Annotated in this window: 9 protein-coding genes; 4 read left to right on the top strand and 5 right to left on the bottom strand. The window is 54.1% G+C overall.

The annotated features are described in order from the left end of the window. Nucleotides 1-299 precede the first annotated feature (299 nt). The gene (locus ACFQL3_RS01820) at nt 300-881 is read left to right on the top strand and encodes a hypothetical protein (protein ID WP_377050876.1); all 582 of its coding nucleotides are present in this window, start codon (nt 300-302) and stop codon (nt 879-881) included. Between the two features lie 347 nt (nt 882-1,228). On the opposite strand, the gene ACFQL3_RS01815 is transcribed toward ACFQL3_RS01820, so the two are convergent. Further along, entirely contained in the window at nt 1,229-2,431 is a 1,203-nt protein-coding gene (locus ACFQL3_RS01815) for a hypothetical protein (protein ID WP_377050874.1), read from the bottom strand. 1,274 nt (nt 2,432-3,705) lie between these two features. Here ACFQL3_RS01815 and ACFQL3_RS01810 point away from each other — a divergent pair. Together ACFQL3_RS01810 and ACFQL3_RS01805 are read left to right on the top strand one after the other, a co-directional pair. Then, nucleotides 3,706-5,190, top strand: a complete 1,485-nt coding sequence (locus ACFQL3_RS01810; RefSeq protein WP_377050872.1) for an ATPase domain-containing protein — start codon at nt 3,706-3,708, stop codon at nt 5,188-5,190. Next, nucleotides 5,190-8,543 (top strand): PAS domain S-box protein, encoded by a 3,354-nt coding sequence (locus ACFQL3_RS01805; protein ID WP_377050870.1) that lies wholly within the window; start codon nt 5,190-5,192, stop codon nt 8,541-8,543. Before ACFQL3_RS01810 ends, ACFQL3_RS01805 begins: the two co-directional genes overlap by 1 nt. Nucleotides 8,544-9,185: 642 nt before the next feature. Here the strand turns inward: ACFQL3_RS01805 and ACFQL3_RS01800 are convergent. The 3 genes from ACFQL3_RS01800 to ACFQL3_RS01790 all read right to left on the bottom strand — a co-directional run bounded on the left by ACFQL3_RS01800 (nt 9,186) and on the right by ACFQL3_RS01790 (nt 12,358). Further along, on the bottom strand, nt 9,186-10,538 hold the full coding sequence (locus ACFQL3_RS01800) for a DUF790 family protein (protein WP_377050868.1): 1,353 nt from the start codon (nt 10,536-10,538) through the stop codon (nt 9,186-9,188). Further along, nucleotides 10,525-11,934, bottom strand: coding sequence for a DEAD/DEAH box helicase (locus tag ACFQL3_RS01795; RefSeq protein ID WP_377050866.1), 1,410 nt, complete (start codon nt 11,932-11,934; stop codon nt 10,525-10,527). Before ACFQL3_RS01795 ends, ACFQL3_RS01800 begins: the two co-directional genes overlap by 14 nt. Nucleotides 11,935-12,004: 70 nt before the next feature. Then, a complete protein-coding gene (locus ACFQL3_RS01790) occupies nt 12,005-12,358 on the bottom strand; it encodes a hypothetical protein (protein ID WP_377050864.1) in 354 nt (117 codons plus the stop codon). A 61-nt stretch (nt 12,359-12,419) separates the two neighbouring features. Between ACFQL3_RS01790 and ACFQL3_RS01785 the strand changes: the two genes are divergently transcribed. Then, nucleotides 12,420-13,280, top strand: a complete 861-nt coding sequence (locus ACFQL3_RS01785; RefSeq protein ID WP_377050862.1) for a hypothetical protein — start codon at nt 12,420-12,422, stop codon at nt 13,278-13,280. A 48-nt stretch (nt 13,281-13,328) separates the two neighbouring features. Here ACFQL3_RS01785 and ACFQL3_RS01780 read toward each other — a convergent pair whose 3' ends face one another. Further along, nucleotides 13,329-14,306, bottom strand: a complete 978-nt coding sequence (locus ACFQL3_RS01780; protein ID WP_377050860.1) for an IS1595 family transposase — start codon at nt 14,304-14,306, stop codon at nt 13,329-13,331. Nucleotides 14,307-14,371 lie beyond the last annotated feature (65 nt).

Genomic DNA, 14,371 nt, shown 5'->3' with positions numbered 1-14,371 from the left:
CCGGCCAAAATAGTGGGACGGTCTATTAGTCGCTTGGATAGGACACCCGGAAGCGGGTGCACTTGTCCTGTGGCGGGACGGTCTCTTACCAGTCATCGCTGGAGCCCTAGGTGTCATATATAGTGTCGTCGCTCTCGTAGCCGACAGTTATGCGGTCTATCGAAACTACGACTCGTAAGGCGTTGGTACTGCTGGACATAGCTTCCGAACATTACGGTCCCTTTCCAGATTCTCTGTGATACTCCCTTGGGAGTTGGCTGTCTGACAAACTCTTAATGCTATCTCAGCACTCGAAGATGATGATGACAGAAACACCCTCCCCAACAGATCCAATTGGAATTTATCAGAGTGATAACACACAACGCCAGTACAAGACCGGTCCTGCCGGGTTACGTGGAGCTCTCGAAAGCCGTGCGCGACGTGCGTACGATGCGATTGTTGAAGCGGAGAAAGCCCGCCAAAAAATCCTTGAACTGCCCCTTGAGCCCCCTCTTACTCAACTACAAGATCCCCTTCGGGACTGCGATAAAATGATCCAGGACGCTATATGGTGGCTGACAGGCCGAAAAGAAGTAGAAGTGACGACTCAGGCCCACGGTGCGCGACTTGCTGCTGAGCGGCTACCCCGGAATCCCAGCAATGCACCAGAGATTCGAGCCTGCGCAGAGCACCTTCAGCAAAGCGGAACAACGATTCTCACTCAGATGACGCACGCACGTGATAGTGGGGACTTCACCGGTGTCATAAATCTCTACGATGATCTCTGGCAGGCTGCAGTGAAACTCGTTGGAAATGCGGCCGCTATTTCGGATGCTGTATCCGAAGGGTTTGAAAAAGACGCAGCTGAGTATCGCCTTCGAAAGAATGGAAATTGGAATTGACGTCCTCCAGCGCCTGAAGGCGGCAGGAATCCCACCTCACAATTGAGGCTGCTTTGGGAGTTTAAGCTTCGTGGCTGCTCGAAATTCGTTCGAACGTCCCCGCTCCACTACTGTGGCCGTGTTCTCCACGGCGGAAACGGTTGACCACTGGCTGCGCCAACTAGCCGGTACTCATATCCACCACTTCATCACTAACTAAGCCTTGCACGCCGCTTCTAACATCTCTCTGAGAAGTCAACTAGAGATGTTTCTGGAACACTACCGTGGGACGTATTCGCCGGAGGCTCAGTAGCAAGAACGGCGGAAGGTGAACTGGCTCTAAACTAAAAACCGCTATTGGTGACTAACTACTCGTCTTCTGAGTCTCTACGAGAAAGATACCGTTTGGTACCTAAGATCCCGCCGATTGCAGTTATTGCAGCACCGATCCCGAATCCATTCAGTTGGTCTGCCGTGTTGTCGTCCGATCCATCTGGATCGTCCGAACCATTACTGTCGCCGTTGTCGTTCCCGTCGTTGTCGTTTCCGTTCGGATCGTCGTTGTTGCCGTTGCTGTTTCCATTGGTGTTCCCGTTTGGATCGTCGCCGTTCGGGTCGTCGCCGTTGCTGTCGTCGCCGTTCGGGTCGTCACCGTTGCTGTCGTCGCCGTTCGGGTCGTCACCGTTGCTGTCGTCGCCGTTCGGGTCGTCGCCGTTGCTGTCGTCGCCGTTCGGGTCGTCACCGTTGCTGTCGTCGCCGTTGCCGGGGTCGATATCATCCTCAATACCCGGCAGATCCGCGGGATCGACGGGGGTTTGATTCAGTTCGACCCAGACGGTGTCGTCCATCGAGATGGATTGGAGCGACCACTCGCCCTCCGGTGACAGCCAGAACGAGTCACCGGAGCCGTTGCCACTCTCACCTTCAACCTGGTTCCCGTCAATCGTGATGTTTGAGGTTCCCCGTACCCCACCGCCAGTATCCGGATGGGTATAGCCGTCCTGATCGCGTTCAACGTCGCCCTCAGCGACGGTAAACTCGTACTGCTGAAACACGTCCTCGAGGTCGGGATCGTCTGACGTAATAAACGCCAGCCTGTCGGCGTTGTCGGATGGATCGTCGGTGTCGTTCGAGTCGTCGTCCTCGCAGTTCGAAAGACGCTGTTGATCGATCACGTCGTACCATTGATCCCGCTGTTCTGGCGATGGCCCAACTTGGCCGAGTACACCGCCCTCTGGGTCCAAGATAGTCGTTCCTGTGTAGATCCTGTCCGTTGCGCCAATCGGTTCGAGTTGGTCAAAATCTACTGTGAACGGCAGACAGACCTCGTTGTAGTACTCTTTGATCGTATCGATAGCTGGGGCGCAATCCGGATGTTCGAGGAAGAACTCGGTATCGACTTCCAGCGTCACCGGCCCGCACATGTCCGGGCTGCTCACGGTGAAGCTCCGGCGGTCATGGATCTCGATATTAAACTCGTACTCCCCTTCTTGTTGCGCCATCACCGCGCCGCCACCGAGTGCCGCGCCAGCGGCCAGTGCCATGAACTCGCGTCGACGAGTGGTAGACATATGTCATTTTACTCAGACCGAGATTTAGCAGTAATTACGATCTAGTTGAGGATCCCAATGGATGGTTGAAATCTGCTATCGACAGCACACTATTTAAATCATATATTTTCTACAAAACCCTGTCATAGGATCATTCTCAGGCAATGTAGGTTACTCGTCGTGTGTCCTCATGAGGCATACCAGTTTGGATTTAATTTCTTCAGAACGACTGTTCCAGCCGCCGCACAGCCGATACTCACGAGTAGAGAGATAACACTGTTGGTCAGTTGTTGTATACCGGTCAGGTTGGTCTGGTACCAGGCATACACCGCGACGGTTATGCCAATAACTGCGATACTCACGATCGGCTCTGTTGACTCGATGGAAACGCTGCTATCCCTGGAGAACGTGAAACAAGATATGGGGCGCAAGAGACCGATAAGGATTCCGTGCCATCGAGCACGTTCTGTTGACTGGTCCATGCGCGAAAGAAGTCGAGCCATGGGCGCTACAGCCCGGATGCCGCGCCCCGCGGCATCCGGGAAAGCCCGAATAGGTGAATCTCTGCTTCACGTGCTGGCGTCCCGAGTCACAAGATCGCCTCTCCGAACGATGATGACCACTGGCCGGGCAGACAGACGAGGGAGCTGAGGGCCGCCAAACCGGCGGCCCTCAGCGGTCGGTCGGAGCCTTTCTTTAGCATCTGCTATCGCTAGACAGCGACCGCACCGCAGACACGTTCCGACCGCCTGCCGGTTGTGAGAACAGCAGATCCCCGGACGGCGTAACCATTTTGTCGCTAGACGTAGTTTGGTCGGCTGCAGCGTTTCCATAGGTGAAATCCTATTAGTCCGACACTTTTCCTACTGAAACAGCCGTTGGGTAGGACTGCGAACTGATCGATGACCGCACCCGTCGGCAGGTATAGACGGAACGCTCTTGTGAAGCAGATTGTTGGTGATGGTTCCGTAGTCTAAATCGAGCCGGTACATATCCTCGTTCAGCCTCCTTCGCTCCGGTTCTGGAAAACATTGTCACCGAGTCGAGCTGCAGAAAATCGCCGGGCAGTTCTCCACCAACAATGTTCTACACAAGAGCGTAGACGGAATGTCACCGAGCGGGAATTTCAGGAAGAGCGCTTGCAGGTGTAGGGGCGCGTGTTACGCCACAACGTGCGCAACCGAATATCGCGGTAGATGGACTTACTCTCTTAAATCGAAATTTTCGAATTACTCTCAAAATAAATTTCACAAAGGCATATCCGTATTGGTATCGTCTCTTTTAGGAGATCCACTATGTCCCTAAATGACACACCAATTTCGCAGATAAGCACTGGAGTCGGGGGTCTTGACGAACTATTACGAGGGGGATTTATTCAGAATCGGATGTACCTGGTCACCGGAGAGCCAGGAACCGCAAAAACGACGCTCGCCATGCACTTCCTCCACGAAGGACTTGCCAACGACGAAACAGTCCTCTATATCCACGGGGAAGAGTCCGCCGAGGAACTCAAAACTAATGCCGCCCAGTTCGGTATCGATATCAGCGCTGTCGAGTTTCTCGATCTCGGCCCCGACTCGGACTTTTTCACCGAAGATTCGTCCTTCGATCTCGTCGATTCCAGTAATATCGATCAAGAACGCTACACCGAGGTGATTCACGAGGCAATCGAAGAAATTGACCCCGAACGAGTAGTCATCGACCCGATCACCCAACTCCGCTACCTCGAAACGTCCGACTATCATTACCGCAAACGGATCCTCTCGTTCATCCGGTTTCTCAAAAAGCGAGGCGTCACAATTCTCGCCACAGCCACCCTAAACAAGAATCAAAACGCGTCCGCAGATATCCGCTCGCTGAGTGATGGCGTCGTCACACTGTCCCGTGTCGCCGATGGACGGCGCATTGAAGTAAAGAAAAATCGGGGAATTGGCCAAATCGAAGGCGATCACGGAGCTGAAATCCGTTCCAACGGACTCGAAGTGTATCCCCGCATTCGTCCGGAACCGTCTGATCGTGAGTTCGATCCGACCCCTGTCGGGTCGGGTATCCCCGAACTCGATGAGGTGGTTGGCGGGGGGTTCGAACGTGGGACGGTGACATTCATTAGCGGTCCAACTGGCGTCGGGAAAACCACGCTTGCGACAGTATATCTCGCCCAAGCGGCACGACAGCTGGGTAAATCGGTGATCTATCTCTTCGAGGAACGGATCGAAACATTCGAACACCGATGCCGATCTCTCGGGATTCCGATCGACGAATTGCGGGAAGAGGGACGCCTCTCGATCAACGTAATCGAACCGGGGACACTCTCCGCCGAAGAGTTCGCCCACAAGGTGCGACGAGAGGTTGAGGAAGAAAATGCAGAGACGGTGATGATTGATGGCGTGAGCGGCTACACCTCGGTAATCAAAGGCAGCGAAGACGGTCTTGATCGGGATCTCCAGTCTCTGACTCGCTATCTTATCAACAGGGAAGTGACCGTCTTCGTGACCGACGCAACCCACCAGGTAACAGGACTCTCATCCGCCACGAGCCACGATATCAGTCAAATCGCAGACAATCTCACATTTATCAGTTACGTGGAAATTCAGAGTTCGCTTCGAAAAGTTATCGGCGTGCTCAAAAAGCGAACTGGTGGGTTCGACTCCAGTTTTCGTGAATTCGAAATCACCGCGAACGGTGTCCAAATTGGTGAACCCCTCACGGAATACAGCGGAATCCTTCACGGCTCACCACAGGCCGGTGAACCACAGCAAAGGGGCCACAAGTCAGAATAATGACGCAACTAGGGACACCCCCCATCGGACCGAGCGAAACATCCGAGACGGTTCAATTACTCGTCGCCGATGCTGGAAACCGGTCGGCAATCAGTAGAATGCTCGACGACCGATTCGAGGTGGAGACGAGCCAGACAGTAACGGACGCCGATTTATATCTCATCGAAGATCACCGTTTCTCCGAGTATAGAGTGGCGTTACGCGACCGGATCGAGCAAGAGGACCCGGCGTTCTGTCCAGTGGTTCTGATTCAACGCGAGAGTACGGATCTAACGCAGGAAAACAAGGACCCATCTGCCCACGGGGGAGGGGTCCCCTACGACGAGGTGGTGGATGCACCGATCGACCCACCCCAGTTGATTCGGCGACTGAACTCGTTACTCGTCCGCCGTCAGCAGTCTCAGGAGCTGATGCAGCAGGTCTCGACATTGGAGGAGCGTGAGCAACGCCTCCGCCGTTTCGAGCAAGCTGTCGAATCGACCGGAAACGGGATCGTCATGACTGATTCCGCTGGCACAATCGAGTACATGAACCTGGCTCTCGAATCGATTACCGGATATACTGAAGACGAAGTCCTCGGGGAGTCCCCACAGATACTCTTGCCCGAAGGGGCTGGCGGAGTCTTCGACGAGGAGTTCTGGCAGACGTTGGCGGATCAGGAGGAATGGGAGGGTGATTTCATTATCGAAGGCAAGGATTCTCAACGGCTGGTGGTCAATGCGACGGCTACCGCACTTCAGGATGTGAAAAACGAAACCGAGGGATTCGTCATCGTACTTAGTGACATCACCGAGCGGATCCAGCGAGAACAAGACTTGGAGGACAGAGAAGAGGAACTCGATCTGCTTCGACAGATTTTGACGCGATATCTCCGCCACAATATGCGAAACACCCTCAACGTCATCCAAGGAAATGCAGAGTTGCTAACGGAAGATGAAACACTATCACAAAAGCAAATTGAGTCAGTAGAGACGATTATCGAGAACGCGGACGCCCTCTCCGAGATGAGCGATACTGCTCGAACCTACAGTTCACTACTCGGAAGAGATACCGAGTTGTCTACGTTCGATCTCTCGAAAATCACTACAAAGGCGGTTCAACGAGTCCGACAAGACCATTCTGACGTGACGTTCGAACTCGATGTTCCCGAAACGTGTGAAATTCGTGCCCGAGACGGAATTCAACGTGCGTTCGAGGAACTGATCGACAATGCTGCACGACATAATGACGCGACGAAACCGTGGGTGCATATTCAGGTCCGAGACGATGACGGTGCACGATTGGTAATCGAGGATAACGGGCCGGGAATCAATACTCAGGAAATGGAGGCTTTCGAAAAGAGGACCGAAACACCGCTCACACACAGTCAGGGTGTCGGCTTATGGCTCAGTAAATGGCTGATCGAGGGAGTCGAGGGAGAGCTATCCATCGAGATAACGGACACAGGGACACGCGTTACAGTTGATTTCCCGTCCCTTGCCAAAATCGGTTCGACTGGGCAAGAAATCACCACGCTGAAAGAGCGTGAACAGCGGTTGCAGACGATCAAAGATCGGATGACCGATGCGATAATCGAAGTCGATGCCGATTTTACCGTCACGCAGCTCGACGAACGAGCTGAACGCATTTACGACAAAGAGGCGGCTACAGTATTGGGTCAACGTTTGTGGGATGTGTTTCCGACTCTTGCAGACACGCAATTCCAATCGATCATCCGGAACGCAATGGAATCGCGCTCATCAACGAGTGTCGAAGGGTATTTGGAAGAGATAGACACCGGTCTGGAAATTGCGATTTATCCTGAGTTTGACGGAGGGCTTACGTTCTACACCCGGGACGTAACAGAGCGCAAGAAACAACAGAAGGTACTAACACGCAATACCCGCGCGATGGACGAGGCACCCATCGGCATCACGCTTACCGATCCGAGCCAAGCGGACAATCCCCTCATCTACGTGAATGACCGATTCCAGGAGCTGACTGGCTACTCGGACGCGGAGGTTCTCGGTCGGAACTGTCGCTTTCTCCAGGGCGAAGCCACCGACCCCGAACTGGTTGCGAGGATGCGAGAGGCCGTTGACAACGAAGACAGCGTCTCCGTCGAACTCCGGAACTACCGGAAAGACGGCACGGAGTTCTGGAACCGGGTGTCGATTGCACCCGTCCGTGATGATGATGGGTCGGTCGTCAATTACGTTGGCTTCCAGCAGGATATCTCCGACCAACGACGACGCGATCGCGCCCTCCGCGAGATGTATGATATTATCTCAGATCGACACCAGTCGTTCGAAGACAAAGTGCAGGCACTCCTGGAACTCGGTCGAAGTGAACTCAACACGGAGTACGGGACGCTGTCAGAGATCCGCGGTGACGAGTACCTGTTCGAGTTCGTTGCGACGGACGATGACAGCATTCGGTCGGGAGACGTAGTCCCGGTCTCAGTCACGAACTGTGAACTCGTCGCCAGTTCCGAAGAAACCCTCGTGGCCGGTGATATCGAACGCGATGCCCCGGAGCAGACTGACCGGGCGGGCTTCACCGAGTGGGGAATTTCATGTTATCTCGGAGCCCCAGTGTTTACCGGGGACGAGGTCTATGGGTCGTTCTGTTTCTACGGGACCGAGGCTCGCTCCGATCAGTTCTCCGAGTGGCAAGTCACGCTGGTAGATCTCATGAGTCGCTGGGTGAGCTATGAGCTTCAACACCGAGAAGCGAAAGAACAACTCCAACAGACGAACGAACGGTTAGACCAATTCACGTCAGTCGTGTCCCACGATCTGCGGAATCCACTCAACGTTGCTGAAGGTCGCTTAGAGATGGTGAACAAAGAGTGCGACAATGACCACCTCGATCCAATCGGTCGAGCACTTGGTCGGATGGATACACTGATCACTGATTTGCTGGCGCTCGCTCGGGAGGGCAAAAGTACGACTGATATAACTTCGATCAAGTCTTCAAGGCTTGCGGAGAACTGTTGGCGTAACGTCGATACCAAAGACGCCAGCATCGTCACCGATATCGATCGGACGATTCGAGCCGATGAAGGTAGACTGAGTCAGGTATTCGAGAATTTCATTCGTAACGCTGTCGAACACGGAGGTGGCGAAGTGACGGTACGAATCGGCGAACTGGACGACGGCTTCTACATCGAAGACGACGGCCCAGGTATTCCAGTTGCCGAACATAAGGACGTGTTCGACGCGGGGTATTCGACAAGCGATGAGGGGACTGGCTTCGGGCTGAGCATCGTCAAGCAGGTTGTCGATGCCCACGGCTGGGAGATCCACCTAACTGAAGGTTCTGATGGTGGTGCGCGGTTTGAAATTACCGGTGTCGTGTTTGCTGCCGAATAGATCCTCTGTATGTTTCACCGATGTTCTGATGGATTCCAGACAGGTTGTCTCCTGACACGGTATGTGTGCGCCCTGTACTGAACGATTCGGGAGTGCAAAAGAGGGGTATGCCAACCGTTCTATGACACCCTGTACAGACTGTTGCTGCTTCGTACATTGTTCCCAATGAGTATCTGTACTTAGCTAAGCCTCAGACCTCGGTTGTGTAGCGGTAGCGAGCCTCTCTTGGAGCTGTTCCATCTCAATCGGGTGAGCTGGGAGCGAGGAAATTGGTGTGTCCAGATTGGGCATACTTCACCCTGTAGTTCCTGAGTACAAACCGTTGAGGGACAGGTATCGGTGATTGAGGCGAACGAACCATCTCACAATCCACAGCTACTGTGGCTGAACGGGCTCTTCGCATTCGAAGCATTCCGCAAACACTCGTGCCTCCCCCTCAGCTTCGTATTCGACGAGGAGAGCTCCCTCAAAAATAGCCGACCCGCAGAACGGACACGTACCAAGTTCCGAGGCTGTGTTTGACATAGGGGTGGGAAGAGGAACTTGGAGCGTGTGACAAGATTCCAAGTTCCATTTGAGTGTTCACACTGAACGTTTAAATCTCTCAGGAGAGCACGGTGAAAGTGATAGAGGACCCCGACATTATTCTGACGCTGAGACTTCAACAGCGTAGTTCTCTGCTAACTCGACCACATCGTAGACGTGAATCCCCGATTTGAACCACAAGACACGGCCATCCATCCCCGCAAAATCCCCTGGCGAGCAGTCCAACCGCTCTGAGACCGCGACAATAAGGTTGTCCTGCTCAGCTTCTCGTATCTTGTGCAGTTTCTCATCGAGATATTCGGGCGTCCAAAACCCCACGATCTCGAACACGACTCGTCGTCCGTCTGGGTGTTCAATGGCGAAATCAGGGAGCATCACCTCCGCCCCCAAGTCCAGCACATCGTCCTCTCGTACCAACTCCCAGTCAGTGTTCGACCGGTCCCATTTTTGTGCGAGCGTCCGTTCGACATCAGAATCGAAGTCACCCTGAGCAGAGTAATGTGAAGAGAGGTCATCAGTGTGGTCAAGCTCAAACGAGAGTGTTGGACGGGATGACCCGCTTTCGTCATCAAGAATATCGGCTTCCATCTCCCAGCGGTCGCACAGGGGGAGAGCGGGCAGGAAGTTCGCCATACGAATGCCGTACTTCCGTGATTTCGAGAACAGGGAAGCTGCCCCATCCAGAATCGCCTCATATCCGTCAGCAACGTCGGAACTTGAGACACGATTCCCGTTGTTGTCGATTGGATAGATACGGTGCATCAGCCCGAACAGTTTGACGTAGCTGAACACCGTTCCGAATGAGTCCCAGACTCGTATCCGCATCTCAGTGGCATCGTACAGCACCGTCTGTGCTAGTGCAAGATTATACCGTGTGAGAAGCCAATCGACGGTGATCGTATCTTCAGCGTAGGATTCCTCGCTATCACCCGTGAGTCGTGTCGTAGTAGATGAGTCGTCCGTATCGTCATATTCATCGGAAACACCGCGTCCGAATCGCACGAGTCGTTTGTTCTCCTCCAGATCAGCATACATCCCTCGATAGCACTCTTCGAGCGTGATGTCCAACTGGTCAGTAACCGAGCTGTACACCTCCAACTTTTGCGTGTCTTCGCCAAGTGTTGGTTGGCGGACAATCGGATACGACTCGTTCGCCTTCTCAAAGAGGCGTTGCCGAATATCTCGTGGCTCAACTGCAGCAATCGTCTCGAACTCACACTCGTCTTTGAGCAGTTTCGCCAACCCCTGTACGATTTTGTAGTCCGTGTCTGCGATAGTGAGTTGGTCAATAGTGTCTTCAAGTTCGCCCTTTGGTTCGCCGAGATGCTCTTCGAATATCTGGATAAGTTCGTCAGCGGTGTCTCGATACCGCTGGTCGTCGGTGTCGATGAACAGCGGGGAGATGGTATCCTCGTACGTGCGTGAGCGTGCGATGTCAGCTGTCAGCACTTGTATTCACCCCCTGTCGTCGCCGTTCAGAGACGTAGGTCTCCATCGTGTCTTCGGTGATAATCTCGTAGAGACGGGCTGGCTGGCGGTCATCTGTTGGACGCAGAATCCGTCCCAGCCGTTGGGCGTACTGCCGTTTCGACGCACTCCCCGAGAGGATGATACCAACATTCGCAGATGGCACGTCAATCCCTTCGTCCAGTACTTGCGAGGTAGCAAGCATCGAGTACTCCCCCGTCCGAAACCGCTCCAAAATCTCCGTGCGTTCCTCGGTGCCAGTCTGATGCGTGATACAGGGGATGACGAACTCTTGAGAGATCTCGTAGGCGAACTCGTTGTTCGCAGTAAAGATGATGGTTCGGTCGTCGTAATGGCGTTTAAGAAGGTTATCGAGCGTATCGAGTTTCTTCTCGGCTGTGCGGGCGATGTTCTCTGCTCGTTGCTTGGCGATGAGGGCTCTCCGTCCCTGCGGATCGTAGGATGTTCGCTTGAGAAACTCCTGATACCCGTCTTCCTTCCAGAGGTCAAAATCGTGGTTGTCCACGTAGTCACGGTAGATCTGGTACTCCTCGTTGTATTGTTCCTGTTCATCGGAAGCTAGCTCTACGCTGAGATGGATTGTCTCGTACTCACTTAGATACTCGCCTGCAAGCTCGTCCACTGCTTCTCGATAAACGACTGTACCAAGCAGATCCTCCAGTTCGTCGTGTTTGCCGTCAGCACGCTCATACGTGGCTGTGAGTCCGAGTCGGTATGGAGCAATGGTCATCTCGGGGATTTGCTGGTAGGTCGGGGCAGGGAGATGATGTACTTCGTCCACGACGAGAAGCCCGAACTGGTCGCCGTACTCGTTGATGTAGCGGTAGGCAGAATCGTAGGTCGTCACGGTAATATCCGTCACGTTGTGGCCGCCCCCACCGAGGACGCCGACGCCGTCTGGAAGTTGGTTGCCAAAGGCATTCGTGAGCGTTGCGTGCCATTGATTCATCAGATCAATAGTCGGCACGACGATGAGGGTGCTGACACCTGCATCGGCAATCGATTGGACGGCGAGGAACGTCTTTCCACTCCCAGTCGGTAGAACGACGCTTCCCTGACGGTCGTTGTCCTGCCACGCCGAGAGGGCTTCCTGCTGATAGTCTCGTGGTTCGATAGCGACAGACGGCGTGAGGTAGAACTCGGAGTAGGCACGGGCGTCGTCTTCTAGGTCAGCCACAGTCGCTGTGGATTCTTCAAGCGTTGCCTGCCCATCGGGTTCTGTCGCCCACTCTCGAATGTCACGGTAATGCTGTGCCCGTGCCCGATACTCATCGACACGGTCGTCCCACTCGGCATACGGGACAGTCTCGGAGGCGTCTTCGAGCAGGAGTGTGCCATCATCAAACAAGAGACGCATTCAGTCTCACCTACGGTAGGCGAGCTACTTGTCCTTGCTGGAGGAAACAGAACGCACGGGTGAGCTATACCTAAAGGCCATCAGCGATTGACCGAAGCTCGCTCTTTGTCGGCTGTCTTCCGATCTCGACCCCGTGGTCACCAACCCAGAACCGAAACTGCTGGTGGTCAACATCGAAGTGCAGTCCACAGGAGACATCTGGGTCTGCCTGTTTGTACTCGGACTCACTCACATTCTCACCATCTTGGAGTGTCTCAAGGAGGTATTCGGCGACGTGTGGGCGTTGCTTCATTACCAAGATGTGGTCAGATGCAACGTACTTCAGTACCTCTCCACCAGTTCCGTACCCATCACCGACGATGTAGAACTCACCGCTGAACTCGTACGACTGTACAGTAATACTGAGAGCATACGTTTCTGTCATACGCTATCGTCATCGTTCTGTGGCACAAACGTTACGGCTCCAGTTGCTGTACCCAAGGGTAATGACACCAGATCGCCGACCTGATGAGGTTGAGCTGGAGGGGCTCGAACAACAGTTAGCAGATGCTGATAACGGAGACGTAACCGCACTCACACAAGCGGTCGCAATCTACGAAGCACGATTGGCGTCAGTACATGAAGCGGATGAATCCGACCGCTACCGAGGTATCTCCAGAGCATATAGGGGGCAACTCATTACCGTATTGGACGACGTGACACAGTCCGAAGGCTGGGAGTTTCTTGCAGATTTTCTCGATGCATACCATCCAGAGATAGCAGACGAGTTCCCGCACGTGACGACCATACTGCAGAACGTGACAGGTCGTTACCTCATTCGTACTCGACTGTCAGACGGTGTGGAGGCAATTCCAGTCGAAGCGTTGGAGTATTTTAGCTCGATTCTCGACCGACTCGATGGAGAAGGATACGACTACATCCTCGAAGGGATGCACCCGTACGGATGGGGGATTGGACATCCCAACCACTCGGTTGCCGAGGACATCCATCAACACGCCTCCACGGACATCTTCGTCGTAAATGCAATGCTCGAACACGCATTCTACGCAGACCAACACTTGGCTATGGACTTGCTGGAGCGAATCGCACGTGATGACTCGATTCAAGAGCGTATCACATATTCTCGTGGGCAAATATCCGAAACACGAAATCTCTTAGATGCACCCGCTGGAGCTGTGAGTGATTTCTCGCCGACCATCCCACGGTACTGGGACTGGAATGACGAGGTGGACTATCAGTTTGAACTGGACGACGACGTTGAGCAACGGATCCGAGATCTCGTAGCTGAGGAGAGAATTGATGACGGCCTGGCCAGTGACTGGGAAATTGATGACTTGACGCTCTGATTCGAAATCAAAAACCGTGCCACAACTGTGAGTGAGACCTTCTCGCTCTTATGTAGAATTGCGGAAAACCCCGATAACGAGACAATCAACGATTGACTCGACGGATTCACCCGCTATGTTGAATGAGCGAACGATTCCGAAGGTGTGAGCGGCCTGTTCCAAGCCCTGCTTGGACAGGCCGCGGAACTTCCGCAACCACGGCTGAACAAGCGAAAACAGGCACTCAGCTTGGTTGATATGAACGCCTTCTGGCGATACATACCTCTCTTTGTGGATGACCGTTCGGTGGTCAAAGTCCATCTGTCGGTACGCCTGGAGTCCGTCGGTCCAGACCTCTCTCAGCGGCTGGGAGAGGTCTTTAGCCTCCTGTATCACCGGTTCAAGATCGCTGCTGTAGTCGATCCCAAGTTGGCCGCGAATCACGCGAAGCGAGTCGCGGCACACCGCGACGAGCGTTATTTGATCACCGTGGCGGCCTCGCCAACGAGATCGACCAGTTTGGGACGAGCCGCCGCGAGAACGGCTGTTCCGCGGCGGCTCTTGGCCTTTGTAGCCCGAACAGACCTCGCCAGATTCGTCGACTTGCGTCGGTCCGTCGATGGTTTGATCGAGGAGGCTCCAGACGACGGGGAAGCCGCGCTGAACCGCGGCTTCCACGTCTCGAATGGCTGTGTAGACGGTTCTATAGGCTCGACCGAGAAACGGCGCGATCTGGTTGATACTGAGCAACGTATCGGCGTACAGCGTGAACGCGAGAAGCACCTCCCCGCAGGCGAGGTGTTTCTCGTGGAACGGCGTTCCGTAGGTGAAAACCGGCTTAAAATTGCAGTTACGGCACCAGATTCGGTCGATACTCTTCCAGGTCACGATGCTCTGGTGGCCGCACCGTGGACAGGACGTATTCTCCCAGAATTCCTTGAGTCGCCGCTCGATGCGGACATCGAGCGGCTCCGTGTCGATCTCGACAACGCCCAGCTCGATCAGCTCTCGAAACATCGCTCCGAACGCTGGCTGAGCAGAAGACATATTGCCAGATTAGCGCCGGCTCAGTGTAACAATACGGTCTTTCCGCAGCTTTGCATAAGAGCGAG

Source organism: Natronoarchaeum sp. GCM10025321, from assembly GCF_042663585.1.
Lineage (GTDB): Archaea > Halobacteriota > Halobacteria > Halobacteriales > Natronoarchaeaceae > Natranaeroarchaeum.
The sequence above is the reverse complement of the archived record's forward strand: the minus strand, read 5'-3'. Positions and strand labels throughout refer to the sequence as shown.

Excerpts from the sequence above, each read along its gene's own strand:
- ACFQL3_RS01820 (WP_377050876.1), top strand. The coding sequence starts at position 300 with ATGATGACAGAAACACCCTCCCCAACAGATCCAATTGGAATTTATCAG.
- ACFQL3_RS01815 (WP_377050874.1), bottom strand. The coding sequence starts at position 2,431 with ATGTCTACCACTCGTCGACGCGAGTTCATGGCACTGGCCGCTGGCGCG.
- ACFQL3_RS01810 (WP_377050872.1), top strand. The coding sequence starts at position 3,706 with ATGTCCCTAAATGACACACCAATTTCGCAGATAAGCACTGGAGTCGGG.
- ACFQL3_RS01805 (WP_377050870.1), top strand. The coding sequence starts at position 5,190 with ATGACGCAACTAGGGACACCCCCCATCGGACCGAGCGAAACATCCGAG.
- ACFQL3_RS01795 (WP_377050866.1), bottom strand. The coding sequence starts at position 11,934 with ATGCGTCTCTTGTTTGATGATGGCACACTCCTGCTCGAAGACGCCTCC.
- ACFQL3_RS01790 (WP_377050864.1), bottom strand. The coding sequence starts at position 12,358 with ATGACAGAAACGTATGCTCTCAGTATTACTGTACAGTCGTACGAGTTC.
- ACFQL3_RS01785 (WP_377050862.1), top strand. The coding sequence starts at position 12,420 with ATGACACCAGATCGCCGACCTGATGAGGTTGAGCTGGAGGGGCTCGAA.
- ACFQL3_RS01780 (WP_377050860.1), bottom strand. The coding sequence starts at position 14,306 with ATGTCTTCTGCTCAGCCAGCGTTCGGAGCGATGTTTCGAGAGCTGATC.